This is a genomic window from Aeromicrobium stalagmiti (genome assembly GCF_013283745.1).
Classification (GTDB): Bacteria; Actinomycetota; Actinomycetes; order Propionibacteriales; family Nocardioidaceae; genus Aeromicrobium; species Aeromicrobium stalagmiti.
Map to the genome: position 1 here is coordinate 1,254,374 of NZ_JABSTZ010000001.1, position 26,902 is coordinate 1,281,275.

General features: G+C 70.9%; 25 protein-coding genes. 20 read left to right on the forward strand and 5 right to left on the reverse strand.

Features of this window, described 5'->3' with window-relative positions:
• Nucleotides 1-131 precede the first annotated feature (131 nt).
• From HQK15_RS06145 to HQK15_RS06165, 5 genes are all read left to right on the forward strand, one after another.
• A complete protein-coding gene (locus HQK15_RS06145; protein WP_173490501.1) occupies nt 132-2,420 on the forward strand; it encodes an Ig-like domain-containing protein in 2,289 nt (762 codons plus the stop codon).
• Between the two features lie 73 nt (nt 2,421-2,493).
• Nucleotides 2,494-3,750, forward strand: a complete 1,257-nt coding sequence (gene purD / locus HQK15_RS06150) for a phosphoribosylamine--glycine ligase (RefSeq protein WP_173490502.1) — start codon at nt 2,494-2,496, stop codon at nt 3,748-3,750.
• The gene (gene purB / locus HQK15_RS06155; RefSeq protein WP_173490503.1) at nt 3,747-5,168 is read left to right on the forward strand and encodes an adenylosuccinate lyase; all 1,422 of its coding nucleotides are present in this window, start codon (nt 3,747-3,749) and stop codon (nt 5,166-5,168) included. The genes purD and purB overlap by 4 nt, the downstream gene beginning before the upstream one ends.
• Nucleotides 5,169-5,232: 64 nt before the next feature.
• Entirely contained in the window at nt 5,233-5,619 is a 387-nt protein-coding gene (locus HQK15_RS06160; protein WP_173490504.1) for a DUF3592 domain-containing protein, read from the forward strand.
• Between the two features lie 13 nt (nt 5,620-5,632).
• A complete protein-coding gene (locus tag HQK15_RS06165; protein ID WP_173490505.1) occupies nt 5,633-6,496 on the forward strand; it encodes a phosphoribosylaminoimidazolesuccinocarboxamide synthase in 864 nt (287 codons plus the stop codon).
• Between the two features lie 16 nt (nt 6,497-6,512).
• Here the strand turns inward: HQK15_RS06165 and HQK15_RS06170 are convergent, their stop codons facing one another.
• Entirely contained in the window at nt 6,513-7,430 is a 918-nt protein-coding gene (locus HQK15_RS06170; protein WP_173490506.1) for a serine/threonine-protein kinase, read from the reverse strand.
• A 45-nt stretch (nt 7,431-7,475) separates the two neighbouring features.
• Here HQK15_RS06170 and HQK15_RS06175 point away from each other — a divergent pair, with 45 nt between their 5' ends.
• The 5 genes from HQK15_RS06175 (at nt 7,476) to purQ (ending at nt 11,650) form a co-directional block, all read left to right on the forward strand.
• Complete coding sequence (locus HQK15_RS06175) at nt 7,476-8,033, forward strand: sigma-70 family RNA polymerase sigma factor (RefSeq protein ID WP_173490507.1); 558 nt, start codon at nt 7,476-7,478, stop codon at nt 8,031-8,033.
• 57 nt (nt 8,034-8,090) lie between these two features.
• The gene (locus tag HQK15_RS06180; protein ID WP_173490508.1) at nt 8,091-8,765 is read left to right on the forward strand and encodes a hypothetical protein; all 675 of its coding nucleotides are present in this window, start codon (nt 8,091-8,093) and stop codon (nt 8,763-8,765) included.
• Nucleotides 8,766-9,000: 235 nt separating this feature from the next.
• Nucleotides 9,001-10,557, forward strand: a complete 1,557-nt coding sequence (locus tag HQK15_RS06185; protein WP_173490509.1) for a long-chain-fatty-acid--CoA ligase — start codon at nt 9,001-9,003, stop codon at nt 10,555-10,557.
• A 176-nt stretch (nt 10,558-10,733) separates the two neighbouring features.
• Nucleotides 10,734-10,982 (forward strand): phosphoribosylformylglycinamidine synthase subunit PurS, encoded by a 249-nt coding sequence (purS, locus tag HQK15_RS06190; protein ID WP_173490510.1) that lies wholly within the window; start codon nt 10,734-10,736, stop codon nt 10,980-10,982.
• Nucleotides 10,979-11,650, forward strand: coding sequence for a phosphoribosylformylglycinamidine synthase subunit PurQ (gene purQ, locus HQK15_RS06195; protein WP_173490511.1), 672 nt, complete (start codon nt 10,979-10,981; stop codon nt 11,648-11,650). The genes purS and purQ overlap by 4 nt, the downstream gene beginning before the upstream one ends.
• Before the next feature lie 33 nt (nt 11,651-11,683).
• Here the strand turns inward: purQ and HQK15_RS06200 are convergent, their stop codons facing one another.
• Nucleotides 11,684-12,961: an MFS transporter gene (locus HQK15_RS06200; RefSeq protein ID WP_173490512.1), complete on the reverse strand. Its 1,278-nt coding sequence runs from the start codon at nt 12,959-12,961 to the stop codon at nt 11,684-11,686.
• A gap of 89 nt (nt 12,962-13,050) precedes the next feature.
• Here HQK15_RS06200 and HQK15_RS06205 point away from each other — a divergent pair, with 89 nt between their 5' ends.
• The 4 genes from HQK15_RS06205 to HQK15_RS06220 all read left to right on the forward strand — a co-directional run bounded on the left by HQK15_RS06205 (nt 13,051) and on the right by HQK15_RS06220 (nt 15,671).
• Nucleotides 13,051-13,545, forward strand: a complete 495-nt coding sequence (locus tag HQK15_RS06205) for a winged helix-turn-helix transcriptional regulator (protein WP_254450675.1) — start codon at nt 13,051-13,053, stop codon at nt 13,543-13,545.
• Between the two features lie 29 nt (nt 13,546-13,574).
• Nucleotides 13,575-13,793 (forward strand): SCO4848 family membrane protein, encoded by a 219-nt coding sequence (locus tag HQK15_RS06210; RefSeq protein ID WP_173490513.1) that lies wholly within the window; start codon nt 13,575-13,577, stop codon nt 13,791-13,793.
• A 14-nt stretch (nt 13,794-13,807) separates the two neighbouring features.
• Nucleotides 13,808-14,089, forward strand: a complete 282-nt coding sequence (locus HQK15_RS06215) for a GNAT family N-acetyltransferase (RefSeq protein ID WP_173490514.1) — start codon at nt 13,808-13,810, stop codon at nt 14,087-14,089.
• Between the two features lie 187 nt (nt 14,090-14,276).
• The gene (locus HQK15_RS06220) at nt 14,277-15,671 is read left to right on the forward strand and encodes a DEAD/DEAH box helicase (protein ID WP_217361355.1); all 1,395 of its coding nucleotides are present in this window, start codon (nt 14,277-14,279) and stop codon (nt 15,669-15,671) included.
• A gap of 63 nt (nt 15,672-15,734) precedes the next feature.
• Here HQK15_RS06220 and HQK15_RS06225 read toward each other — a convergent pair whose 3' ends face one another.
• Nucleotides 15,735-16,163, reverse strand: a complete 429-nt coding sequence (locus HQK15_RS06225; protein ID WP_173490516.1) for a hypothetical protein — start codon at nt 16,161-16,163, stop codon at nt 15,735-15,737.
• Between the two features lie 132 nt (nt 16,164-16,295).
• Between HQK15_RS06225 and HQK15_RS06230 the strand changes: the two genes are divergently transcribed.
• From HQK15_RS06230 to HQK15_RS06245, 4 genes are read left to right on the forward strand one after another with little or no spacing between them, the layout of a single operon-like run.
• Entirely contained in the window at nt 16,296-17,477 is a 1,182-nt protein-coding gene (locus tag HQK15_RS06230; RefSeq protein ID WP_217361504.1) for an Nramp family divalent metal transporter, read from the forward strand.
• A 28-nt stretch (nt 17,478-17,505) separates the two neighbouring features.
• On the forward strand, nt 17,506-18,831 hold the full coding sequence (locus tag HQK15_RS06235) for a cation:proton antiporter (protein WP_367649075.1): 1,326 nt from the start codon (nt 17,506-17,508) through the stop codon (nt 18,829-18,831).
• A gap of 37 nt (nt 18,832-18,868) precedes the next feature.
• Entirely contained in the window at nt 18,869-19,936 is a 1,068-nt protein-coding gene (locus HQK15_RS06240) for an alpha/beta hydrolase (RefSeq protein ID WP_367649076.1), read from the forward strand.
• Between the two features lie 3 nt (nt 19,937-19,939).
• Entirely contained in the window at nt 19,940-20,800 is an 861-nt protein-coding gene (locus HQK15_RS06245) for an Fpg/Nei family DNA glycosylase (protein ID WP_173490518.1), read from the forward strand.
• 33 nt (nt 20,801-20,833) lie between these two features.
• On the opposite strand, the gene HQK15_RS06250 is transcribed toward HQK15_RS06245, so the two are convergent.
• Nucleotides 20,834-21,661: an EamA family transporter gene (locus HQK15_RS06250; protein ID WP_173490519.1), complete on the reverse strand. Its 828-nt coding sequence runs from the start codon at nt 21,659-21,661 to the stop codon at nt 20,834-20,836.
• 63 nt (nt 21,662-21,724) lie between these two features.
• Between HQK15_RS06250 and HQK15_RS06255 the strand changes: the two genes are divergently transcribed.
• Nucleotides 21,725-23,830 carry an acyltransferase family protein gene (locus tag HQK15_RS06255; RefSeq protein ID WP_173490520.1) on the forward strand — a complete coding sequence of 702 codons (2,106 nt, stop codon included), beginning with the start codon at nt 21,725-21,727 and terminating at the stop codon, nt 23,828-23,830.
• A 59-nt stretch (nt 23,831-23,889) separates the two neighbouring features.
• Nucleotides 23,890-24,522, forward strand: a complete 633-nt coding sequence (locus tag HQK15_RS06260; protein WP_173490521.1) for a hypothetical protein — start codon at nt 23,890-23,892, stop codon at nt 24,520-24,522.
• On the opposite strand, the gene HQK15_RS06265 is transcribed toward HQK15_RS06260, so the two are convergent.
• Nucleotides 24,519-26,900 (reverse strand): hypothetical protein, encoded by a 2,382-nt coding sequence (locus HQK15_RS06265; RefSeq protein ID WP_173490522.1) that lies wholly within the window; start codon nt 26,898-26,900, stop codon nt 24,519-24,521. The genes HQK15_RS06260 and HQK15_RS06265 overlap by 4 nt on opposite strands.
• Between the last annotated feature and the right edge of the window lie 2 nt (nt 26,901-26,902).

Below are 26,902 nucleotides of genomic sequence, written 5' to 3' on the forward strand. Positions count from 1 at the left end.
CAGCTCGTTAGGGCCATTTGTCCTGCCCTTTGGTGACTCCTTGTCTCGACCTTCGTTGAGTGTGATGGCCGACACATTGGCCGTCCCCGCCGGCATCGGCGGGGGCACGCACAGTGCAAGGGGATCACCGCATGACCATCACTCCCAGACGACGTCTGCGCCGCTCCGGCGCGGGCGTCACGGTCGGGGCGCTCGTCGCGTCCGGGCTGCTCATGGCCTCACCCGCGCAGGCAGCCAGCACCACGCTCAGCGAGCTCGACGTCAACCTGAACTACACCCGCGCGGCAGGAAGCAACACGTTCCTGGCCGACGGAGTGCGCGTCCAGACGGTCGGCACGACCTCGCAGTCGAAGGCAGCCGGCTACTTCGACACCGAGATCCCCTTGGCCGACTCGGGCACTCCGAGCCTCGACTGGTCAGGCACCTCCCCCCAGCCCGGCAAGCAGCTCGTCGTCGACTTCGACGGTGACGGCGACACGGACGGCATCCTCGTGGGAGAGCCGGTCTACGGTGCCAACTGGTGGCTGCCGGGCAGCACGCTGCAGGGCAGCCCGGTCGCGCAGTCGATCAAGGACGCGGCCCCCAAGGTCGGCGGCGGCGGCTCGGCCGACAACGGCCCGCTCAGCGACTGGCGCACCGCCTTCCCCGATGCCGTGATCCGTCAGGCCGGCTGGTCGCTCGGCTCGGGCATCGAGGGCGAAGGGACCATCTTCGGCATCTCGGTCGGCGACGAGGAGTTCTACTTCAGCAAGGCCGAGGTCGGTGCGACGACGCTGCGCCGCAGCGACGTCTCGCCCCGCGACACCCGCAGCCAGGGACGCAACACGTTCCGCCCCACCGGCGGCGTGCGCATCTTCACGCTCGACAGCTCGTCGAACGCCAAGGCGACCGGCTACTTCCGGATCGCCGAGCCGCTGTCCGACGTCGGCGAGCCGGTGTGGGACGTCCGCCTGACCGAGAGCATCGAGCCCGGCAAGCAGCTGGTCATCGACCTCGACGGCGACAACGCCACGACCAACGACCGCGGCATCCTCGTGGGCGAGCCCGTCTACGGCAAGAACTGGTGGCTGACGGGCGGCAGCAGCCAGCTGATCCGCGACATCGCCCCCGCCACCGGTGGCGGCAATGGCTCCAACTGGTTCGGGACCCTCAACCAGTGGCGTCTGGCTGCTCCTGACGCGACGGTCCTGGAGGCGGGCTGGTCGCTGGGCTCCGGCGTCAGGGGTGACCTGGTGCTCAGCGAGTTCCGGGTCGGTCAGACGGTCTACACGTTCGCCGGCAACAGGGCCCCGAGTGCCGACGACGTCACCGGCTCGATCCGTGAGGGCGACGACGCCGTCACCATCCCGCTCGCAGGCAGCGACCCCGACACGGACACCTACACCGACATCGCCGGAGTCTCGGCGATCGCGGACACCCTGACCTACACGGTCGACGGGGCCGACGGTGAGGTCACCGTCGACGGCGCCAGCCTGGTCTACGAGAACGACGACGTGGCGGCGGACTTCGACGACGAGTTCACCTACACCGTGACCGACGATCGTGGGCGGTCCGCCACGGCTGCCGTGTCGGTCGACGTCACGGCCAACCAGGCGCCCTCCGCCGCGGACGTCGACGCGTCCACGCGCACCGGTGACGCCGTCGACATCGCGCTGTCGTCCACCGATCCCGAGGGTGACGACGTCACCATCGTGGCCGCGGACGATGCGGATCACGGCACCGTGACGCAGGACGGCGACACGGCGACGTACACGCCGGACGAGGACTACACCGGAGCCGACGAGTTCACCTACACCGCGACGGACGACCGAGGCGCTTCGAGCACCGGCACGGTCACGGTCACCGTCGCTGCCAACCGGGCGCCGGTCGCGTTCGACACGACGTCCGGTGTCAAGGTCGGCAGCTCGGTCGCGGTGGGGGTGGACGCCACCGATGCGGACGGCGACTCCCTGACCTATGCGGTCGCGGGCACGCCGGCCAACGGCACGGTCGTGGCCAACGGCAGCCAGCTCACCTTCACTCCGGCGGCCGGCTACAGCGGGACCACCTCGTTCGACTTCACCGTCTCGGACGGTCGCGGCGGCAGCGACACCGGCACCGTGACGGTCGTCGTCTCGAAGTACGCCTCGACGACGACGATCAAGTCGATCTACCCGGTTGCGCCGACCGCGCGCAGCACGATCTACGCGTACGTCAAGGTGACGGCTCCCGGTGCTCCGGCGGTGGCGGGCAGCACCGTCACGGTCAAGTACGGCTCCAAGGTCGTCGGCACCGGCGTCCTGGGCGCGGGCGGCACGGTCAACGTCAAGATCAACCGCACGCTGCCCAAGGGTGCCGCGCGGACGCTCAAGGCCTCGTTCCCGTCCAGCGCGACGACGGCAGCCTCGAGCGGGTCGATCACGTTCGCCGTGAAGAAGTAGCAACGCCGCACGATCAGTGAGGGGCCCCGCCGAACGGCGGGGCCCCTTCTGCGTGCCGATAGGCTGACCTCCCGTGAAGACACTCGTCATCGGCACCGGGGGCCGTGAGCACGCCCTGGCCCTCGCCCTGTCCCGAGACCCCCAGGTCACCGAGGTGCACGCCGCGCCGGGCAACCCCGGCATCGCCGCGGTCGCGACCCTGCACGACGTCGACCCGATGGACGGGGCTGCGGTCGCCGCCCTGGCCACGACGCTGGGCGTCGACCTCGTCGTGGTCGGTCCCGAGGCCCCGCTGGTGGCCGGGGTCGCCGACGACGTCCGCGCCGCCGGGATCGCCTGCTTCGGCCCCAGCAAGGATGCCGCGCAGATCGAGGGCTCCAAGGCGTTCGCCAAGCAGGTCATGGCCGGCGCCGAGGTGCCGACCGCGATGGCGCATGTCTGCGAGACGCCCGAGCAGGTCGTCGCCGCGCTCGACGCCTTCGGCCCGCCCTACGTCGTCAAGGACGACGCGCTGGCAGCCGGCAAGGGTGTCGTCGTCACCGACGACCGCCAGGCCGCGATCGACCACGCCGCCGCGTGCGGGCGGGTCGTCATCGAGGAGTTCCTCGACGGGCCCGAGGTCTCGTTGTTCGCGATCACCGACGGCGAGACGGTGCTGCCGCTGCAGCCGGCGCAGGACTTCAAGCGCGCCCTCGACGGCGACGCGGGGCCCAACACGGGCGGCATGGGTGCCTACACGCCGCTCGACTGGGCCCCCGACGACCTCGTGGCCGAGGTGTCGCGCCGCGTGCTCGTGCCGACCGTCCAGGAGATGGCCCGTCGCGGCACCCCGTTCCAGGGCCTGCTCTACGCCGGGCTCGCGCTGACGAGTCGCGGGGTCAAGGTCATCGAGTTCAACGCGCGCTTTGGTGACCCGGAGACGCAGTCGATCCTCGCGATGCTCAAGACGCCGTTGTCGGCCCTGCTGCACGGTGCCGCGACTGGTGGTCTCGCCGAGGTCGGTCTCCCGCAGTGGGAGCCGGCGTCGTCCGTCACGATCGTCGTCGCCTCGCAGGGCTATCCCGAGTCGCCCGTCAAGGGTGACGCCATCGAGGGCCTCGACGCCGCGAACGCCCTCGAGGGCGTCGACGTCATCCACGCCGGCACCGCGATCGTCGACGGTCAGCTCGTCACCGCGGGCGGCCGCGTCCTGTCGGTCACGGCAATCGGCGCCGACCTGGCCGAGGCGCGCCGCCGGGCCTACGCCGGGATCGACCTCATCGACATCCGCGGTGCACACCACCGGACCGACATCGCCCTCGCGGCGGAGCAGGGAACAATAGAGCCGTGACCACGCCCAACGTCCTCGCCAGCCGCTACGCCTCGCCCGAGGTGGCGCGCATCTGGTCGCCCGAGCACAAGATCGTCCTGGAGCGCCGGCTGTGGATCGCCGTCCTCCGCGCCCAGAAGGATCTCGGCGTCGAGACCCCCGACGGCGTCATCGAGGCCTACGAGTCGGTCGTCGACCAGGTCGACCTCGCCTCGATCGCTGCCCGCGAGAAGATCACCCGCCACGACGTCAAGGCGCGCATCGAGGAGTTCGCGGCGCTCGCGGGCACCGAGCACATCCACAAGGGCATGACCTCGCGCGACCTCACCGAGAACGTCGAGCAGCTGCAGATCAAGGCCTCGCTCGAGCTCATGCGTGACCGTGGCATCGCGACCCTGGCCCGTCTCGGCCGCCTCGCCTCTGAGCACGCCGAGCTCGTCATGGCCGGCCGCAGCCACAACGTGGCGGCCCAGGCGACGACCCTGGGCAAGCGCTTCGCGACCGTCGCCGACGAGCTGTTCGTCGCGATCGACCGGCTCGACGACCTCATCGCGCGCTACCCGCTGCGCGGCATCAAGGGCCCGGTCGGCACGGCGCAGGACCAGCTCGACCTGCTGGGCGGTGACGAGGCCAAGCTCGTCGAGCTCGAGCAGCGCGTGGCCCGCCACCTCGGCTTCGACAAGGTGCTCACCAGCGTCGGTCAGGTCTATCCCCGCTCGCTCGACTACGACGTCGTGACCGCGCTGGTGCAGCTGTCCGCCGCGCCGTCAAACCTCGCGACCACGATCCGGCTGATGGCCGGCAACGAGATCGTCACGGAGGGCTTCAAGCCCGGCCAGGTCGGCTCCAGCGCGATGCCGCACAAGATGAACACCCGCTCGTGCGAGCGCGTCAACGGCCTCGCGGTGATCCTGCGCGGCTACTCCTCGATGGTCGGCGAGCTGGCCGGCGACCAGTGGAACGAGGGCGACGTGTCGTGCTCGGTCGTCCGCCGCGTCGCGCTGCCCGACGCGTTCTATGCCGCCGACGGACTGTTCGAGACGTTCCTGACCGTCCTCGACGAGTTCGGCACGTTCCCGGCCGTCATCCAGCGCGAGCTCGACCGCTACCTCCCGTTCCTGTCGACGACCAAGGTGCTGATGGCCGCGGTCCGTCAGGGCAAGGGACGCGAGACGGCGTACGACGCGGTCAAGCAGCACGCCGTCGCCGTGGCGCTCGAGATGCGCGAGAAGGGTGCCGCCGAGAACGACCTGTTCGCCCGGCTGGCTGCCGACGAGCGGCTCGGTCTGTCCGAGGCCGACCTCGCGAGCCTCGTCGCCTCGCCGATCGACTTCACCGGCGCGGCCGTCAGCCAGGTCCACGCCGTCGTCGCCCGGGTCGAGCAGGTCGTCGCGGACCACCCGCACGCCGCGGCCTACAGCCCCGGATCGATTCTCTGACCTGACGCCGCCGAGGCGCGAGACCTGATCGGCGGGGGCCTGCTTTCGGCCCTACGCTCGGGCCATGGGCATCTCGTACATCCCGTTCGGCCTCGTCGCGGTCGGCGGCTGGCTCGTGTGGTGGGGGCTGCGGCGGAGACGCCAGCGGACCGACCTGCCGCAGGACTGGCGACGGGTGGTCGGCACGGTCCTCGACGTCGGCGACGGCGAGACGACCGCGCCGCGCATCGAGTACCGCACCCCGGACGGCCGACGGCTGCGCGTCCCCGGGCCGATGACCGTGCCCTTCACGGTCGGCCAGGAGGTCGCGGTGCTGATCGACCCGACGAACCCGCGACGTGCTCGCCTCGACGTGACCGAGCGCGAGGCCGCCCTCGTCGTCAAGCTCCTGCTCGTGACCGGCGGCATCCTGCTCGTGCTCGGGGCGGTCTTCGCCGTGGTCCTGGTGTGACTAGGCTGAGCGCGTGCCACTCGACATCCCCGGAGCCACCCACCTGCACTCGGGCAAGGTCCGCGACCTGTACGAGGTGGAGTCGGGTCACCTGCTCATGGTCGCCTCCGACCGGATCTCGGCGTTCGACTTCATCCTGACGCCGGGCATCCCCGACAAGGGCGAGATCCTCACGCGCATGTCGCTGTGGTGGTTCGACCAGCTGGCCGACCTGATCCCGAACCACGTCGTCTCGACGACCGTGCCCGAGCGCGTCCGCGGACGTGCGCTGATCGTCGAGAAGCTCGACATGTTCCCGGTCGAGTGCGTCGCTCGCGGCTACCTGACCGGCTCGGGGCTCCTCGACTACGAGGCGACCGGCGAGGTCTGCGGTGTCCCGCTCCCGTCCGGGCTGGTCGACGGCTCCCGCCTGCCGGAGCCGATCTTCACCCCGGCCACCAAGGCCGACCTCGGCGAGCACGACGAGAACGTGTCGTTCGAGCAGATCACCGAGACGATCGGCCTCGAGAGCGCGACGGCCCTCAAAGACCTGACGCTGGCGATCTACGCCCGCGCCGAGCAGGTCGCTCGCGAGCGCGGCATCATCCTGGCCGACACCAAGCTGGAGTTCGGTGCACGCCCCGACGGCACGATCGTCCTGGGCGACGAGGTCCTGACGCCCGACTCGTCCCGCTTCTGGCCGGCTGACTCGTGGCAGCCGGGCCGTGCGCAGCCGTCGTACGACAAGCAGTTCGTGCGCAACTGGCTCATCTCGCCCGAGAGCGGCTGGGACCGTGCGGGCGACCAGCAGCCACCGACCCTGCCGGCCGAGATCGTCGACAGGACCCGGGCCCGCTACGTGCAGGCGTACGAGCAGCTCACCGGCCAGACCTTCTGACCCGGTTCGTCCGGGTCTAGGGCCACCACAGCACTGCTGCTGCGGCACCGGCGAACGCGACGACCGCGAGCGCGAGCACGACGGCGACGGGCACGTCGCGGCGCAGTCGGCGGAAGCCGCGGAGCTTGGTGCCGTCGACGACCTGGTCGAGAGCGTCGGCGAGCTCGACCGCCGTCGCGGGACGATCAGCGGGCTGGAACGCCAAGGCCCGGCCGAGCACCCGGTCGATGCTCCTGGGCAGGCTGCGAGAGCGAGCGACCGGATCCGGGCGGGTCGTGGGGGTGCGCGAGAGCAGCTCGGTGAGGTTGCCGCCCTCGAACGGCGGGGTGCCGGCAAGGAGCTCGTAGGTGAGCGCGCCGAGGGAGTAGACGTCGGCACGGGCATCGACCGGCCGGCCCCGAGCCTGCTCGGGCGACATGTAGGCCGGGGTGCCGGTCGTGACGGTGATGCCGCTGGCCTCGGCGAGCTGCTTGGCGCTGCCCAGGTCGGAGATCAGCGCGTGGTCGGCGCCGTCGTCGTCGGTGCGGACGAGGACGTTGCTCGGCTTGATGTCTCGGTGCAGCACGCCGGCGTCGTGCAGCACCTGGACGGCGCGAGCCGCCTGCGAGGCGAGCCGCAGCGCGGCGTCGGTCGGCAGCCGTGGGTGGACGCGCTCGGCGAGCGTCCCGCCGTGGATGAAGTCCATGACGAAGTAGGGGCGGCCCTCGTGGGTGCCGACGTCGTGCACTCGGATGACGCGAGGGTCGTCGATCCGGCGCAGGAGGCGGGCCTCGGCGAGGAAGCGTTCGCGGACGTCGGCGTGGTTGGCCCAGTTCTCGGCGAGCACCTTGACGGCGACGGTGATCTCGAGCTCGGTGTCCCACCCACGCCAGACCGTGGCGAAGGCGCCGAACCCGTGGACCTCGTCGAGGCGGTAGCGTGCGATCTGGGTCATCAGCCCCAGTATTGTCGATGGCCGACGACTCATGCGGGAGGCTCAGTGGACGGGGATCGCGATCTCGACGATCTCGTGACCCGGGCGCGCGACGGTGACGAGCGGGCGATGGAGGAGCTGCTGGGTCGGCTGCGGCCCCGCGTGCTGCGCCGGTGCGCCCGCTTCCTGCCCTACAACCAGGACGCCGAGGAGGCCACGCAGGAGGCGATGCTGACGATCGCGACCAAGCTCGGCGACTTCGCGGGTCGGGGCTCGTTCGTCGGGTGGGTCACGATCATCGCGTCCAACGCGGCCCGCCAGACCTACCGGTCGATGAAGCGCCAGTTCGACGAGCGCTCGCACGGCGAGCTGCCGGACCGCCCCGACGCGCGCACGACGAGCGTCATAGCCGGCAGCCGGATCGACCTGCTCGACGCGATCGAGGCGCTGGGGATCCGTCATCCCGAGGCGGTCGAGGCGTTCGTGCTGCGCGACCTCGGCTCGCTGCCGTACGACGAGATCGCCGAGCTGACGGGGGCGCCGCTCGGCACGGTCAAGGCGCGCATCCACACCGCTCGCGGCTTCGTGCGCGAGACCTGGGGCGTCGATGACGGCAACTTCTGAGCCGTTGCGCGCATCTCCTGCGGCGAGGCCTCCACGGGCCGACGTCTGGAGGAGAGCATGAAGCAGCAGCTGGCCGCGGTGATCGTCACCGTCGCGCTGTGCGGCGGGGCCGGCACCGGGTACGCCGTGCGCGAGACGCGCGCCGAGACCGAGAAGCCGGTGGCGAAGCCGTCGCCCGCGGCCACGACCACCCAGGCGACCAAGGAGCCTGCCAAGACCACCCAGGCCCCGCAGCAGCCGGTGCGCACGACGCCCGCTCCGCCTCCGGCGCCGTCGCTGCTGTCGCTGAGCTCGCTGCAGATCGGCACCGGGTCGATCGGGCCGGTCAAGGTGGGCATGACCAGCGAGGCGGCGGCCGACACGGGCTACTTCGAGACCGAGGTCGAGGCCTGTGGCGGGGCGTTGCAGTGGAAGACCGACTACGCCGCCGTGATCGACGTCGCGGTCGCCGGTGGCATCGTCACGTCGATGGGCGTCCGGGCCCCGGGTCCGCGCACGGTGTCGGGGCTCGGCGTCGGGTCGACGTTCGCGACCGTCCGGGGCGTCGTGGGTGCGGAGTCCGTGGCCGAGCCGGCCGGGGCCGGCCAGTCGGGCCTCTTCGTGACCGACGGTGCGGGGTGGATCGGGTTCCTGTTCGACGCCGCTCCCGAGGCCGTCACCGACGAGACGCCCGTGACCTACATCGAGGTCACCAGCGGGGCCCGTCCCGACCTCGTGCGCAACGGCTGCTGAGCCCGGCTCAGCCCCGGTGGAGGTGGAACCTCAACCCCACCGTGCGGTGCAGATCCACCTTCCGCACCGGGCGGTGGATCTGCAACCTCATCAGTGCCGATGAGGTTGCAGGCCAACCCGGCGCCGCCGGACGAGGTGGAGGATCCACCTCCCGGACGGGCGTGCGCAACGGCTGCTGAGCCCGACTCAGATACCGAAGGTATTGTGAGAGTCCCGTCACACCTGAGGAGAAGCCGTGGCCAATCTCGCCGCCCTGCTGGAGAACTCTGCCGAGAAGTACGCCGATCGCACCGCGATCGTGTTCGGCGACACCCGACTGTCGTACGCGCAGGTCAACGGTGCCGCCAACCAGGTCGCCAACCTGCTGGTCGAGCGTGGCATCCAGCCCGGTGACAAGGTCGCCCTGTCGTCGCCCAACCTGCCCTACTTCTCGATCATCTACTACGGCATCCTCAAGGCGGGTGGCACCGTCGTCCCGCTCAACGTGCTGCTGCGCCCACGTGAGGTGGCCTACCACCTTGCCGACTCCGACGCAAAGGCCTACTTCGCGTTCGAGGGCACGCCTGACCTGCCGATCGGCGACAACGCGTGGGAGGGCTTCCAGGCCACCGACACGTGCACCGAGTTCTTCCTGATCCGCATGGACGCCAAGTGGCCCGAGCCGATCTCCCCGCCGGAGTACTACGCGCCGCTGGTGGCGAAGCAGCCGCCGACGTTCGAGACCGTCGAGCGCGACGACGACGACACCGCGGTGATCCTCTACACGTCCGGCACGACCGGCCAGCCCAAGGGCGCCGAGCTGCGGCACCGCAACATGCGCGACAACGCGCTGGCCGGCACCGACCTGTTCGGCGCCGACGAGACCAACCCCGACACCTACCTGTGCGTGCTGCCGCTGTTCCACTCCTTCGGGCAGACCTGCATCCAGAACGGTGCCTTCGCGTTCGGCGGCACCGTCGTGATGCTGCCGCGCTTCGAGGCCAAGGCCGCGCTCGACCTGATGCTCGCCAACGAGGTCTCCTACTTCGCAGGCGTCCCGACGATGTACTGGGGCCTGCTCGCGGCGCTCGACGACACGGTCGACGTCAAGACCCTGGCGGCCAACCTGCGCGTCGCCGCTGCGGGTGGGGCGGCGCTGCCGGGCGAGATCCACAAGCAGTTCAAGGAGCGCTTCGGCGTGACGATCCTGGAGGGCTACGGCCTGTCGGAGACGTCGCCGGTGGCGTCGTTCTCGGTCTACGGCGAGGAGCCGCGCGTCGGCTCGATCGGCAAGCCGATCCCCGGCGTCGAGATGAAGCTCATCAATGACGACTGGTCCGACATCGAGCCCGGCCCCGACGCGGTCGGCGAGATCGCGATCAAGGGTCACAACGTCATGAAGGGCTACTACGACCGCCCCGAGGCCACGGCCGAGGCGATCAAGGACGGCTGGTTCCGCTCCGGCGACCTGGCCAAGAAGGACGACGACGGCTTCTACTTCATCGTCGACCGGTCCAAGGACATGATCATCCGCGGTGGCTACAACGTCTATCCGCGTGAGCTCGAGGAGGTGCTGATGGAGCACCCCGCGGTCTCGCTGGTGGCGGTCATCGGCGTCCCCAACGACCAGCACGGCGAGGAGATCAAGGCCGTCGTGGTCAAGAACAAGGACTTCGACGACGTCTCGGAGGCCGACCTGGTGGCCTGGGGCAAGGAGCAGTTCGCTGCCTACAAGTACCCCCGCGTCGTGCAGTTCCTCGACGAGCTGCCCATGACGTCCACGGGCAAGATCCTCAAGCGCGAGCTGTCCTAGTCGTGCTGCTGGCGCCTCTCCCCTCGGGGAGGGGCGCCAGTGTCGTTGTCCCAGGGCGGTCTTGTTGCGGTCGGGCTCTGCGCCGTCGGCAGGCAGGGGTCGCCCGGGCAGGTGGTCTGTTCGGCCAGGCTCGTGCCGCCGATACACTGGCACCACCGACCACTCAAGGAGCGTCCGTGGCCCGCGTCATCGTCGATGTCATGCCCAAACCCGAGATCCTCGACCCCCAGGGCAAGGCCGTCCACGGCGCCCTCCCGCGGCTCGGCTTCACCGCCGTCAGCGACGTCCGTCAGGGCAAGCGCTTCGAGCTCGAGGTGGCGGAGGCCGACGAGGCCACCCTCGCCGAGATCCACCAGATGGCCGAGACGCTGCTCTCGAACCCCGTGATCGAGGACTACGCCGTCCGGGTCGAGGCCGCCGAGTGAAGGTCGGCGTCGTCACCTTCCCGGGATCGCTCGACGACACCGACGCGCAGCGCGCCGTCCGGCTCGCCGGTGGCGAGGCCGTGGCCCTCTGGCACGGTGACCACGACCTGCAGGGCGTCGACGCCGTCATCCTGCCGGGGGGCTTCTCCTACGGCGACTACCTGCGCTGCGGTGCGATCGCCCGCTTCGCGCCGGTCATGACCGAGGTCGTCGCGGCGGCGCAGGGCGGCATGCCCGTGCTGGGCATCTGCAACGGGTTCCAGATCCTGTGCGAGTCGCACCTGCTGCCGGGTGCGTTGATCCGCAACGACCATCGCACGTTCATCTGCCGCGACCAGACCCTGCGCGTCGAGAACGCATCGACGGCCTGGACGTCCGACCTCTCGGCCGGCCAGGAGATCGTCGTCCCGCTCAAGAACGGTGAGGGGGGCTTCGTCGCCGACGAGGACACCCTCGACCGCCTCGAGGGTGAGGGCCAGGTCGTCTTCCGCTACGTCGACGTCAACCCCAACGGCTCGCTGCGCGACATCGCCGGCATCACCAACGAGCGCGGCAATGTCGTGGGGCTCATGCCGCACCCCGAGCACGCCGTCGAGGACCTCACGGGCTCCGGCACCGACGGTCTCGCGCTGTTCACGTCGGGCCTGGCTGCACTCGCCTCACGCTGACGGACGGTTCGCGGCGCAGTCCGAGGGGCACCGCTACATCGGCAGGGGAACGGACTCGCGACGCGTCTGACGCTTGGCCGACGACCCGACCACCCACGACAGCACCGCGGCAACGGCGCACAGTCCGGCGCCGCCGAACCACGCGAGCGAGTAGCTGCCGGTCTGGTCACGGATGACCCCGGCGGCGAAGGCCGCGGCGGCGGCGCCGATCTGGTGGGACGCGAAGACCCAGCCGAAGACGATCGTGCCGTCGTCGCCGAAGATCTCGCGACACAGCGCGACGGTCGGGGGCACCGTGGCGACCCAGTCGAGCCCGTAGATGACGACGAACGCCACGATGCTGGGCTTGACGCTCGACGCCAGCAGCGTCGGCAGCAGCACGAGCCCGACGCCGCGGAACGCGTAGTAGCCGGCCAGCAGCAGGCGCGGGTCGTAGCGGTCGGTGAACCAGCCGGAGGCGATCGTGCCGACGATGTCGAAGACGCCGACGACGGCGAGCAGGCCGGCCGCGGTCGTCTGGTCCATGCCGTGGTCGTGGGCCGATGGAATGAAGTGGATGCCGACGAGGCCGTTGGTCGTCGCTCCGCAGATCGCGAACGCGGCCGCGAGCGCCCAGAACGCCGGCACGTGGGTGGCGCGCCGCAGGCCGTCGATCGCGCGGCGGGCCGAGCCGCCGGTCTCGCGGACGGGTGCCTCCCAGTCGTCGTCGGCGCCGTACGGCGTGAGGCCGCGGTCCTCCGGGAAGTCGCCGATGAAGCGGATGACGAGCGGCACCACGAGCAGTGCGGCCCCGGCGATCACGAGCGAGGCGGTGCGCCAGCCGACCGACTCGGCCAGGGCCGCGACGATCGGGAGGAAGACGAGCTGGCCGGTCGCGCCACCGGCGGTCAGGATGCCCATGACAAGTCCGCGGCGCTCGACGAACCACCGGTTGGCGATCGTCGCCGCGAACACCATCGCCATCGACCCGGTGCCGAGGCCGATCAGCACGCCCCAGGTGATGAGCAGCTGGAACGACTCGGTCATGAAAACGGTGAGCCCGCTGCCGAGCGACACCATGAGCAGGGCAACGGTCGTCACGCGCCTGATCCCGAAGGTGTCCATCAGGGCGGCGGCGAACGGGGCGGTGAGGCCGTAGAGCAGCAGGTTGATGCTGACCGCCAGGGACATGACGCTGGTCGACCAGCCGAACTCGTCGTGCAGCGGCACCATCAGGGCGCCGGGTGCGGCCCGGAAGCCGGCCGCACCGACGAGCGCGACGAACGCCGTGACGGCGACGAACCACGCGGGGTGGATCCGGGTGCGGGTCATGATCTGACTTTCTTGAAAAGAGCGGCAGGCTCGACCATACTGGCACTGGCTTTCCTGGAGCAAGCACGATCTCGAGACACAAGAGGTGCATGATGCCGTTGCGATCGGACTGGTCCGAGGAGCTCTGCCCCGTCCGCCGGGGCCTCGACGTGCTGGGCGACCCGTGGATCATGCTGATCATGCGCGAGGTGCTGCACGGCCGGACCCGGTTCGAGCAGATCCGCGACAGCATCGGCATCTCGGACGCCGTGCTCAGCCGCCGGCTCCGTCTGCTGGTGGAGGAGGCGCTGCTCCGCAAGGTCGACTATCGCGACGAGCGCCGCACCCGCAGCGAGTACGTCGCGACCGAGGCCGGGGCGGACCTGCTGCCGATCATGCATGCCGTCTCGATCTGGGCCGAGAAGCACACCCCGATGCCGGTCGGTGGCTCGCACATGGCCGTGATCCACGAGGTGTGCGGCCAGGAGACGACGTCCGCCGACACCTGCAGCGAGTGCGGCGAGCCGCTGCGACCGTCCGACGTCAGCTGGGACAAGCCCTGGAAGTCCACCCGGGAGCGTCTCGTCGGGCCCACCCCCGCCTGAGGCGGTGTGGGGCTGGAAGAATCCGGGACATGGATCTCCCCGTGGCTGTCGCCGTCCTGCTGATCGTGGCCGGGCTCTGGAACCTCGTCATCTGGCCGCAGTTCCTGCGCCGCGTCGTCAAGGACCCCCGTGCTCGCGACGAGGCGGGCAGGGCGACGACGTTCCTGACGGTCCACCTCGTCCTCGTGACGATCTCCATGGTGCTCGGCATCGCCGTCGGCGTCGTGGGAATCGCTGCGCTCGTCTGAGCGTTGACCCCATCATGACGAACAAGGTCGTGCACAACACCGACGAGCAGCGCTACGAGATCCTCGTCGACGGGATCCTCGCCGGCTTCACCGAGGCCAAGGAGGGTGACGGCGACGTCGTCGTCTTCCCGCACACGGTGGTCTTCGAGCAGTTCGAGGGGCAGGGGCTGGCGTCCCAGCTCGTCGCGGGTGCTCTCGACGACATCCGGGTGCGTGGCAAGAAGATCAAGGCCGTCTGCCCGTACGTCGCCCGCTTCGTCGAGAAGCACCAGGACTACGCCGACCTGCTGGCCTGAGAGGCCCGTCACACCGGTCGGAATCGTTGATCCCGCCAACCGACTGCTAGTATGTGAACACGTGAACGCGCAATTCTGCGCTGTTCCGGCCCGACGAAGTAGCGCTGCCGATCCGGTGGCGCGAAATATTTGCGGGCACCGTCCCGAAACGTCTGTGAGTTCCTTGAATCAGCCTGCCGGCAGCCCTGTGCTGCCCACCTTCTCCACCCTTTCCCTTCCCCAGTCGCTCGTCTCGACGCTCGCGCGTCAGGACATCGTCAACCCCAGCCCGGTGCAGCTGGCGGTCATCCCCGACGCCCTCGCCGGCAAGAACGTGCTGGGCCGTGCCCGCACGGGTTCCGGCAAGACCCTGGCCTTCGGCCTCCCGGTCCTCGTCCGCCTGGCCGGTCGCACCAGCCGTCCCAAGGCCCCGCGCGGCCTGATCCTGCTGCCCACCCGCGAGCTGGCCACCCAGGTCCGCACCGCGATGGAGCCGCTCGCCCAGAAGATGGGCCTGCGCCTCACGACCGTCTACGGCGGCGTGCCGATCAACAAGCAGATCAACACGCTCAAGAACGGCGTCGACATCGTCATCGCCACCCCGGGTCGTCTGACCGACCTGCTCGACCGTCGCTGCATGACGCTCGACGACATCGAGATCACGGTCCTCGACGAGGCCGACCACCTGTGCGACCTCGGCTTCTACAAGCCGATCGACGCGATCCTCGGTCGCACCAACGAGCGCAGCCAGCGGCTCCTGCTGTCGGCCACGCTCGACGGCGACGTCAACAAGCTCGTCAAGCGTCACCTGCCGCAGCACGTGCTGCACGAGCTCGACTCCGGCGAGAGCGCGGTCGAGACGATGGAGCACCACGTCCTGGTCAGCGCCGCGACCGAGAAGTCCAAGGCCGCGTTCGACCTGCTCCGCGCAAATCCGCGCAGCATCGTCTTCACCCGCACGCGCCGCGGAGCCATGCGCCTGGCGAAGCAGCTCACGCAGAACGGCATCGAGGCCGTCGACATGCACGGTGACCTGTCGCAGCGTCACCGCGAGCGCAACCTCGAGGCGTTCAGCAGCGGCAAGGCCAGCGTCATCGTCGCCACCGACGTCGCCGCCCGCGGCATCCACGTCGACGGCATCGGCCTGGTCGTGCACTACGACGCGCCCGCCGAGCACAAGGCCTACCAGCACCGCTCGGGCCGGACGGCGCGCGCCGGTGAGTCCGGAGCCGTCGTCACGATGACGACGCCCGAGGCTCTCCGCGACGTCATCCAGCTGCAGAACAAGGCTGGCGTCACGGCTCGCCACCACGACGCGCGCACCGCGCCGTCGCCGATGACGGTCGACGCCCTGTCGGGTGCCGGCACCGAGGCCCCGCACGCATCGACCGTCCGTCAGGGCGCCCGCTCCGGCGGCAACGGTGGCGGTGGCCGCGGTGGCTCCGGTGGCGGCGGCAACCGTGGTGGAGGTCGCCCGCAGGGTGGCTTCCGCGGCAACGGCGGCGGACGCCCGCAGGGCTCCGGCGGCAACCGGGGCGGTGGCGGCGGACGCCGTCGCAGCGGCGGAAGCGGCGGCTCGACCCGCGTCTACTCCTCCTCTTAGGACCCGCACGATCCACGACGGCGCCACTCCCGGTCACGCACCGGAGCTGGCGCCGTTCGTCGTCTAGGCCCCGGGAGGCGGCGGAGGCGGTGCTCCGACCGGAGGCGGCGGTGCCTGACGGACCTGCCCTGGGGGCAGCGCGGCGTCCGCGGCGGCGACGTCCTTGTGGAACCGGCGGTGGATGTAGAGCTTGTCGCCGAGCGACAGGCACTTCCACCACAGACCGCTCGCCGGTCCGATGCGCGTCGCGCGCGGCAGCTCGCGCAGCACCGATCGGGGCGTCCCCATCGTCCATCGGCCCGTGTCGAGCACCAGGATGCGGTGCTGGGTGACGATGACGGCCTCGAACCGGTTCCAGAACACCCAGAGATAGGTGAGAAGCCCCCACCACCCGCTGATGCGCTGGCCGACCATGACCGCCTCGACGGTCTCGCCGGGGTGCAGGAACTGCTGGGAGTTCTCGACGAGCTTGGGACGAATTGCGACAGCCATGCACATCACGCTAGTGCACGACCTCGTCGGCCGGGCGCGTCGTCCACGCGTGGCCGGGCGTACGTGGCGTGCAGCCCATGCGGGATGCTGGTGCGCATGCTCGTGAAGGATCGTCTGCCGCGGATCGGCCTGCTGGGCCCGGCGTTCATCGCCGCGGTGGCCTACGTCGACCCGGGCAACGTCGCGACCAACGTGACGGCCGGGTCCGAGTTCGGCTACACGCTGGTGTGGGTCGTGGTGATGGCCAACGTCATGGCAGTCCTGGTGCAGTACCTCTCGGCCAAGCTCGGCATGGTCACCGGCACGTCGCTGGCCGGTCACATGGGGCAGAAGCTCCCCCGGGGCCCGCGCATCGCCTACTGGCTGCAGGCCGAGGGCATCGCGGTGGCGACGGACCTCGCCGAGGTGGTCGGCGGTGCGATCGCCCTCAACCTGCTCTTCGACCTGCCCCTGATGGTCGGCGCGGTCATCACGGCGGCGGTGGCGATGCTCATCCTGCGCATCGGCGACCTGCGGGGCCAGAGCGCCCTCGAGCGGGTCATCATGGGCTTCCTGCTGCTGATCGCGGTCGGCTTCATGGCCGGCCTGTTCATCGACCCGCCGTCCGCCGGGCCACTCGCACAGGGTCTGATCCCCACCTTCGAGGGGTCCGAGAGCGTGCTGCTGGCCTCGGGCATCATCGGGGCCACGGTCATGCCCCACGTCATCTATCTCCACTCGAGCCTCACCACGTCACGGCTCGGGTCACGCGGTGACGGTCACACGGTCCGGCAGCTGCTGGCCGCGACCCGCACGGACGTGGTGCTGGCGCTGATCCTCGCCGGCGTGCTCAACCTCTCGCTGCTGGTCGTGGCCGCGACGAGCCTGGAGGGTCTGCCCGGCACCGACACGCTCGAGGGCGTCCACGAGGTCGTGACCTCCGAGCTCGGCGCCGGTGTCGCCCTGTTGTTCGCGGTCGCGCTGCTCGGCTCGGGCCTTGCGTCGACGTCGGTCGGCAGCGCCGCGGGCGCCGAGGTGATGCAGGGGCTGCTCGGCGTACGCCTCCCGATCCTGCTCCGCCGCGTCGTCACGTTGATCCCGGCGCTCGTCGTCCTCGGGCTCGGAGCCGAGCCCAGCCGGGCACTGGTGGTGTCGCAGGTGGTCCTGTCGATCGGCATCCCCTTCGCGCTGGTCCCGCTGGTCGTCCTGACCTCGCGCCCCGACGTCATGGGCGAGCACGTCAACCGGCGCGGCACCACGGTGGCCGCCTGGGTCGTCGCGGCGATCGTCGTCGTGCTCAACGTCTCGCTGCTCTGGCTGACCTTCACGGGTTGAGCCACCACGCATCGGGTAGTCAGGACAGGTGGATCACCTGTTCGGCGCCGACGCCGTCTACCTGCTGACGGGGCTGGCGCTCCTCCTCGCGGTGATCCTGCCGTACGCGCTGCGGACCGCGGCCCTCTCGGCCCCGGTCGTGCTGCTCGGGTTCGGTGTCCTCGTGGGTCTCCTGCCGCTGCCGGACGCCGTGCGCCTGACGCCCACGGACGACCGCGCGGTGATCGAGCACCTCACGGAGTTCACGGTGATCATCTCGCTGATGGGCGTGGGGCTCGCGCTCGACCGTCCGCTCAGCCTGCGGTCGTGGGCATCGTGGCGGCGGTGGGGGACGACGTGGCGCCTGCTCGCCATCGCGATGCCGCTGTCGATCGCGGCGACGGCCTGGCTGGGGTGGTGGGTGCTGGGCCTGGCGCCGGCCTCGGCGATCCTGCTCGGCGCTGCACTCGCCCCGACCGACCCGGTGCTCGCGTCGGACGTCCAGGTCGAGGGCCCCACGACCGACGCGGAGGACGAGGCCGAGATCGACGAGGGCGACGAGGTGCGGTTCGCGCTGACGTCGGAGGCAGGTCTCAACGACGCGCTGGCCTTCCCGTTCGTGCACCTGGCGATCCTGGTCGTCGGCGCGAGCTCGGTCGCCGACTACGGGGTGACGTGGTTCGCGTGGGACGTCATCGGCATGACGGTGGTCGGCGCTGGCACCGGCATCCTCGTCGGCTGGGGGCTCGCGCGCGGCGCCTTCCACTCACGGAGGCCGTCGGTCCGGACCGCCGAGACGGGTGAGCCGCTGCTGGCGATCGCCGCGGTGCTGCTCTCGTACGGCGCGGCCGAGGTCGTCCATGGCTACGGCTTCCTCGCGGTGTTCGCCTGTGCCATGACGCTGCGCTCGATGGAGCGGAGCGCGGACTACCACGCGCTGATGCACCAGGTCATCGAGCGGCTCGAGCGGCTGCTGACGCTCGTGGTCCTGCTGCTGCTCGGCGTCGCGATCTCCGGGGGGCTGCTCGACTCGCTCAGCTGGCGCGGCGCGGCGCTCGGGCTCGTGCTGCTGCTGGTCGTCCGTCCGGTGACGGCGTGGATCGCGCTGCGCATCGGCAGTCGTCCGCGTGACCGCGTCGGTGACGTGCACCTGGGGCCGCGCGAGCGGCTCGCGACCGCCTTCTTCGGCATCCGCGGCATCGGCTCGATCTTCTACCTGGCCTACGCGACCGGGCAGGAGACGTTCGTCGGGGCCGACACCATCTGGTCGACGGTCGGGTTCGTGATCGCCGTGTCGGTCGTGCTCCACGGCGTCACGGCGACCCCCGTGATGCGGTGGCTCGACCGTCACCGGGAGTCCGCCGCAGGAGGATGACGCGGCGGGCCCGACCCGCCTCTGGGACACTCGACGGGTGGCACTCCCGATCGTCGGGCTCCCTCGCAAGCTCGGGGCGGCCCGCACCAACCTGTCCGACAAGATCCAGCGCAAGCCGATCGCCGACCTGCGGCGGATGCCGCGCGACATCGTCGACCGGCGGGCGTCGTTCACGCTCTACCGCTACAACGCGGTGCCGGGCATCCCGGTGCGCGGTCGTCCCGTCCTGCTGGTGCCGCCTCTCGCGGCCCCGGCGATCGCGTTCGACCTGCGGCGCGGGTGCAGCCTGATCGAGTACTTCGTCCAGCAGGGTCGGCCGGTCTATCTCGCCGACTACGGGCCCGTGAACTTCGCCCACCGCGGCCTGGGCATCGAGCACTGGGTGGACTCGGTCGTCCCGTCAGCGGTCGAGGCCACGGCCGAGCACGCCGGGGTCGACGCGGTCCACCTGGCGGGTTGGAGCCTGGGCGGCATCTTCACGATGTTCACCGCCGCGGCCCACCCCGAGCTGCCGCTGGCCTCTGCCACCGCCGTCGCGAGCCCGTTCGACCTGCGGCAGGTGCCGCTGTTCGCCCTGGCCCGTCCCCTCGACCGCGTCGCCGGCCCGCTGGTCGGACCGGCCTATCGCGCGATGGGCGGCATCCCGGCGCCGTTGACCCGCCTGGGCTTCCAGGTCTCGAGCCTCGACAAGTACCTCACCAAGCCCGTCGCGATGCTGACCCACGCCGACGACCGCGACTTCCTCGCGCAGCTCGAGGCGGTCGACGAGTTCATGGGCCAGATGTACGCCTACCCGGGCCGGACGTTCGGGCAGCTCTACCACGTCGTCATGCGCACCAACGAGTTCGCGACCGGCACGATGGAGCTCGCCGGACGGGTCGTCGAGCTCGCCAAGATCGACGTCCCGGTCCTGGTCGTCGCCGGGCTGGGCGACACGCTGGCGCCCACTGCGGCCGTCCAGCACCTGCTCGACCTCGTGACGGGATCGCCCGACGCGCAGCTCGTGCAGGCGCCCGGAGGCCACCTCGGGGTGCTGACCGGTCGTGCCGCGCGACGCACGACCTGGCCGGCCATGGAGAATTTCTTCGCCAAGCACGATGATTGACCCATGCCCGAGCTGCCCGAGGTCAATGCGCTGGTCGAGCTCCTCGACCGCGAGCTGACCGGGGCGGTCGTGGCGGGAGTCGAGCTCGCGTCGTTCTCGGTCCTGAAGACCTACGCCCCGCCGGTCTCGGCGCTCCAGGGCCTCGAGGTCACGGGAGTGACCCGGCACGGCAAGTTCATCGACATCGACGTCAGCGGCATCCACGTGGTGGTGCACCTGGCCAAGGCCGGGTGGCTGCGGTGGTCGGACCGGCTCCCCGAGACCCGGCTCAAGCTCGGTGCCAGCGCGATCGCGGCCCGGGTGCGGCTCGACCGCGGCGACGGGCCCAGCGTCGGCTTCGACGTGACCGAGGCCGGCACGCGCAAGGGCCTGGCGATGTACGTCGTCAACGACCCCAGCGAGGTCCCGGGCATCGCGGCGCTCGGGCCGGACCCGCTCGCGGAGGGCTTCGAGCTGCGTCCGCTGCTCGACCGCCGCATGCAGGTCAAGCGCCTGCTGCGCGACCAGAAGATCATCGCCGGGGTCGGCAACGCCTACAGCGACGAGATCCTGCACGCGGCACGGCTGTCGCCGTTCGCGATCGCCGAGTCGCTCAAGGACGACGAGGTCGACCGGCTCGAGGCCGCGGTCCAGGACGTCCTGCGTGAGGCTGTCGAGGAGGCCCGCGGCAAGCCTGCGGAGGACCTCAAGGACGACAAGCGGACCCGCATGCGGGTCCACGGTCGGGCCGGCGAGGCGTGCCCGGTCTGCGGCGACACGGTGCTCGAGGTGACGTACGCCCAGTCGTCGCTGCAGTACTGCCCGACGTGCCAGACCGGCGGCAAGCCGCTGAAGGACCGGACGACGAGCAAGTTCCTCAAGTAGGTCCCGCTGGGCTGGTCCGAGACCGTGGTGGTGTCAGCCGGCGGCCACGAGCCCGACGGCCAGGGCGGCGAAGACGAGACCGACGCCCTGCCAGCGGTGGATCTTCTCGCGCAGCACGACGGCGGCCAGCAGCACCGTGCTGGCGGGGTAGAGCGACGAGATCACCGAGACGACCGAGAGCAGGCCGTGGTGCGTGGCATAGAGGAACGCGCCCTGCGCCAGCGCGCCCAGCGGCCCCATGACGACCGCACCCCAGGCGGCTCGGTCGCGGGGCACCCACGCCTGACGTAGCAGCAGCGCCGTGATGATGACGCTGAGGATCGAGGTCAGCTGCGACAGCGCGAGAGGCAGCAGCCCCGCATCGTCGCCGATCTGGCCGAGGAAGACGAACAGCAGCCCGAACCCCAGGCCCGCCAGTACGCCGTCGACGACGCCACCGCGATGCGCAGGGTTGTCGTCGACCACCCGGGAGATCAGGGCGATGGCCGGGAAGGCGAGCACCAGGCCGATCAGCGTGGTCTCGGACGGCCGGTCGCCGGTGACGAGGCCGACCGCGACCGGGATGAGCGCGGTCCCGATCGCCGAGATCGGTGCGACGACCCCCATCCGGGCGCTGGAGAGGCCTCGGTAGAGGAACGCGGCACCGAATCCACCGCCGAGTCCGGCGAGCGCCCCGAACACCAGGTCGCGCCCGGTCGGGGACCCGCCGACCACGATCGCGGCGAGCAGGCTGAACGCCGTGGAGGACGACTGACCGACGACCGCGATCTGCCACGCGGACGCCCGTCTGGCGAAGATCCCGCCCAAGAAGTCGGACACGCCGTAGGCCAACGCCGAGACGAGAGACAGGACGATGGCCACGGGATGCAGCCTAGGGCGCATGTCGCCGGGCGATGTCATGGGACCGGCACGTAAAATGGCGCGGTGGCACAGCACCGGTCGAACCGACGCATGATCGGTGGCCACGTCCTCCGGGCAGACATCCAGGCACTGCGCGCGCTCGCGGTGGCGTCGGTCGTGGTCTACCACCTCTGGCCCGACTTCCTCCCGGGCGGCTTCGTCGGCGTCGACGTCTTCTTCGTCATCAGCGGCTTCCTCATCACCGACCACCTGGCGCGCGAGGTGGACCGCACCGGTGCGATCGGGCTCCGTCGCTTCTGGGCGGCCCGCGCGCGGCGGCTCCTGCCGGCGTCGTTGCTGGTGCTGCTCGTCACCGCCGTCACCGTGCTGGTGGCGGTGCCGCGGAGCCTGCAGGAGCGATTCTTCTCCGAGATCATCGCGTCAGCGCTCTACGTCCAGAACTGGAAGCTCGCCGGCGACTCGGTCGACTATCTCGGCGCCGACAACCTGCCGTCGGCGTCCCAGCACTTCTGGAGCCTCTCGGTCGAGGAGCAGTTCTACGTCGGGCTGCCGGTGGTGATCATGGTCGCCATCCTCGTGGCGCGCACGTTCGTCCTCGACAAGTACCGCGCGATCTTCGGCGTCCTCGTGGTCGTCACCGCCGCGTCGTTCGTCTACTCGCTCCACCTGAGCTCGGCGAGCCCGGGCACCGCCTACTTCTCGACGCTCACGCGGGCGTGGGAGTTCGGCCTCGGCGGCGTCGCGGCGTTCGCGCCCCCGCTGCTCGTGACGCTGACCCGCCGCGGACGCCTGGTGGTCGGCATCGCGACGGCCGTGGCCACGGTCACGATCCTCACCTCGATGTTCGTCATCGACGGCAGCACCGAGTTCCCCGGATGGGCCGCGGTGCTCCCCGTCGTCGGCACGGCCGTCATCCTGCGCTGGGGTGCCCCGACGTTCATGACGGGGGTCGGCCAGCTGGCACCGGTCGCGGTGCTCGGTCGCATCTCCTACTCGCTCTACCTGTGGCACTGGCCGCTGATCGTCATGGTCCCGATCATCACGCTCCACCCGCTCACGGGCGTCGAGAAGATCCTCATCCTCGTCGGTGCACTGGTGCTCTCGTGGCTGTCGACGACCTGCTTCGAGGAGCCCGTCCGCTTCTGGTCGATCCCGCGGCTGCGCTCGTCGCACGTGCTGGGCGGCGTCCTGGTCGCGATGATCCCCGTGCTCGTCGTCGCCTACTCCGGGCGGGCCTACGTCGAGGGCGAGCGCCAGGACGAGATCCGGGCGGCGGCCGCGGTCCTCGACGAGCTGCCGCCGTGCCTGGGCGCCGCGGCGATCGATGCCGACGCCACCGGCTGCGGTGATCCCGAGCTCGAGCCGCTCACGGTCGTCGACCCGGCCATGGCCGCCGAGGACGATCCGAGCTTCAACGACTGCTGGGCCACCCATGGCGTCGAGAAGCTCAACATCTGCACGTTCGGGCCCAAGAGCGGCTTCGACCTGCACCTGTTCGCCGTCGGTGACTCGCACACCGCGGCGCTGCTCGAGGCCTACAAGTACATCGCCAAGAAGAACAACTGGCGCATCGACGTCGCCGGTCACGCCGGCTGCTACTGGACGACGGCCACGATCGACCTCGACGGTGACGTGCAGGAGTCGAGCTGCCGCGCCTGGCAGGCCAACCTGGCCGACCACCTGCGCACCACCACCGACACCTACGACGCCGTCCTGGCGACCCATGCGACGAGCCTCGGCATCACCGACAGGCCCGAGGGGCTCGACCGTGACGAGACGATCGTGAAGGGCCTGGTCGACGCCTGGCAGCAGACCGACGCGCCGGTCGTGGCGATCGTCGACAACCCGCGCAGCACCGACAACAACGCGCAGTGCGTCGAGCGCTACGGCGTCAGCGACCCGCAGCGGTGCGGCACGACCCGGGCCTACGGGCTGCGCCGCTTCGACGGCAACGCGGAGGCGGTCGCCATGAGCGACCGGGCGACCCTCCTCGACATGACCGACTACTACTGCACCGACACCCGGTGCCCGTCGGTCATCGGAGGCGTCTCGGTCTATCGCGACCAGACCCACCTGACCAGCACCTACGTCCGCACCCTCGCTCCGTTCCTCGACGCGCGGGTCGAGGCCGCGCTCCGTGACCTGAAGGTGCTGCCCACCTCGCCCTGACCGTCGACCGTGCCTGATCGGTGCGCCCGAGAGGAGTCGGTGGTCCGTACGATGAAGACATGATGTTCAGACGGGTCCGCGGCATGGGGTCACAGGCCAACGCCGCAGCGGGTGGGTTCGCGTCGCGGGTCGACGGACAGTCGACCGAGGTCGCGGCGAGGGCCGCCCAGATGATCTCCGTGGCGGTGCGGCTGATGCGCATCCCGACCGCGGTCGTCGGGTCGCTGCCCGTCCCGTTCGTGCTGATGACGCTGGTGCTGGGGGTCCTGGCCGACGGCGCCGTGGCGTTCGTCATCCTGGCCTTCGGGATCGTCATGCTGGCCGTGTCGGTCGCCTTCTGGGCGCGGCGGGCACGGGTCCTCGCCGCCGTCCGGGAGCCTGATCAGCTGGCGACCGAGCTCGCGATCATGATCAGCCTCACCGACAAGGTCGAGGAGACCCGCGGGGCGCTGTCGCAGATCGCCGGTGGCGAGGGGTGGCGCCTGCTCACCCGGCTCCGGGGGGTCTGGAAGGGCGCCACGATGACTGGCCGCTGGATCGAGGGCGTCGGAGACCTGCCGCGGGCGAAGTACTTCGGCCCGCCCAAGATCGGCACGAGCGTCACGCTCACGGTGGCGGCGCTCTGGCTGGTGCCGATCTCGATCGTCGTCGCGCTGTTCTCGCTCGTCGGCACGATCGCCGGCTCGATCTAGGGAGCCAGCTCGGTCAGTGACGCCCGGGCGGCGTCGTCGAGGTCCGTGGCGCGGCGCCCTGCGTCGAGTGCGAACTGGGCCACCCGGCCGGCGAAGCGCGGATGGCCCTCCGCGGCGAGCCGGTGAGCCAGCTCCGACAACGCGGCGAAGTCGTAGGCGACGACTGCGCGGGCGAACGCCTGCCACACCGCCGGCGTGCCCGTCGGGTCGACGACGTCGTCGACTGCGGCGAGCAGACGTGGCCCGATCCGGGGCCCGTCGATCAGCACGGCCACGCCGAGGGCGTCCACCTCGATCGTGAGCAGGCCGTGCTGGTGCGCCTCGTCGGCGAGGTCCTCGAGGATCTCGAGCGCCCGCTCGGGATCTGCCAGTGCGTCGTGGGCCAGGGCCTGCGCCAGGCGCCGGTCGAGGTCGTTCTGCCGTCGCTGGTGCACCGGATGCGCCTCGGACGAGGCGAGCAGCGCCGATGCCTCCTCGTGGCGCCCGAGGACGGCGAGCACGTGGGCCGCGACGGCCTCGACCCAGCCGCGGAACCGCAGGGCGTCGCTCTCGGCGGACCGGGTCAGGAAGAGCTGGGCATTGGCCAGCGCCATGTCGGGGCGGCCGCGCATCAGGGCCAGGAGGCCGGCCATGAGGAGCCCGAGTCGTCCGCCCAGCCCGTAGCGGACGCAGTGGGCCTGATAGCGGTCGAGGAGGTCCTGGCCGTCGTCGAGCTGCATGGCCGACAGGTGCGCCATGAACAGGATCTCGCGGACGGGGTCGATGAGGGCAGCGCTCGCGTCGATCTCGGGAGACTCCAGCATCGCCACGGCGATGCGTCCTGAGTGCACGGCCTCGGCGAGCCGGCCGGCATGGCGCAGCAAGGCGGCGAGCACGGCATGGGCCAGCGCCTCGTTGACGGGGGAGAGGTCGCCCGACAGGGTCCGCGAGCGCACCGTCCTGATCATCTCGGGGCTCGTCTCGGAGAAGGCGTCCGTGTAGAGCTCGGCGAGCTCGACCACGATCGTCCGGCGGCGCCGGGTCGGTGCGTCGTGGTGCGGCCCGACGGCGCGCTCCCGCAGCAGCTGTCGCTCCTCCTCGGTCACGATCCGGGTCGCCCAGCGCATCAGGTGCAGCAGCTCGTCCTCGGGCACCTGCGCGGGGTCCAGGGTGGCGAGCAGGGCGCGAAGACCGTCCAGGTCGCCCACCTGGATGAGGGCGTGGGCGCGCTCCTGCTGCGTCGTCAGCGGGTCCGCCGTCGTCCGGCCGGGCGCCGTGAACTCCACCGTGCGGCGGTACAGACCCCGTCGATTGGCCTCGCGCGCTGCCAGTCGCGCCAGCCGGGGACCCACGCTCACGCCGCTCGCCGAGCACCAACGGACCGTCCGGATCACGCTCTCGGGCCGGTGGATCGAGATCTCCAGCCGGTCGGCGTACGCGTGCCACAGCTCTGACATGCGGGCGGCTGACATCGCGGCCACCACAGCCTCGGCCTCCAGGGCGTCGAGCATCGTGAGGACGCCGTCACGTCGGCGCAGGGCGCCGTGGCGCACGGCGAACGCGATGACGGCAGGGTCGAGGCAGGCGGAGGCCTCCGTCGCGTCGACCTCGCCGATGAGCGCGACCAGGTCGACGAGCGTCACCGTCTCGGGACGCCCTCCGAGTCGCTCGGCCGAGAGCGGCCGCCGCCGGTGCGGCAGTGCCAGCCGGAAGGCCTCGAGGCGCTCGGGGTCGACCATGACCACCCCCTCGGCGCGGACGAGTGCACCGGCCTCGTCGAGCAGGTCACCGATGTCGCAGAGGCTGCCGTAGGACCCTTGGGAGCGTTCCTCCACGAAGCCGACGAGCACGTCGTGCGGGATCGCGCCGAGTCGCGCCCGGAGCAGACGCTCGATCGTCGTCCGGTCGAGGGGATCGAGGTCGACCCGCTCGGACATCGCCGCGAGGCGCGGGACGGCCGCCACGGCCTCAGGTGTCACGGCGAGCACGATCAACAGGTCGCGGGCGACGGCAAGGTCGGCCAGGACGTCGATGCTCTCCTCGTCGGCGAATCCCGCATCGCCCAGCAGCAGGACGGGGCATGGCCCCTCCTGGGCGCGGACGAGCTCGGCGAGCGTCGAGGCGACCTGCTCGGGTGGCGTCGACGGATCGCCCCCGAGCGCCGCGAGCAGGCGAGCGACGGTGCGACCGGCCCGCTCGCCGTCGTCGTGACGGCAGGCGTGCTGCCACACCACGCCGTCGGCGGTCTCCGCCACGGCACGGCCGAGGCGGTGCCGGTTCGACCCCGGGGCACCGACGATCAGCAGCACGCCGCGCCGCTCGAGCAGCGCACGGGCCGCGTCGACGACATCGTCGGAGAAGGCGGGGGGCCACCGACGAGCGGCCTGGTGTGCATTCACGG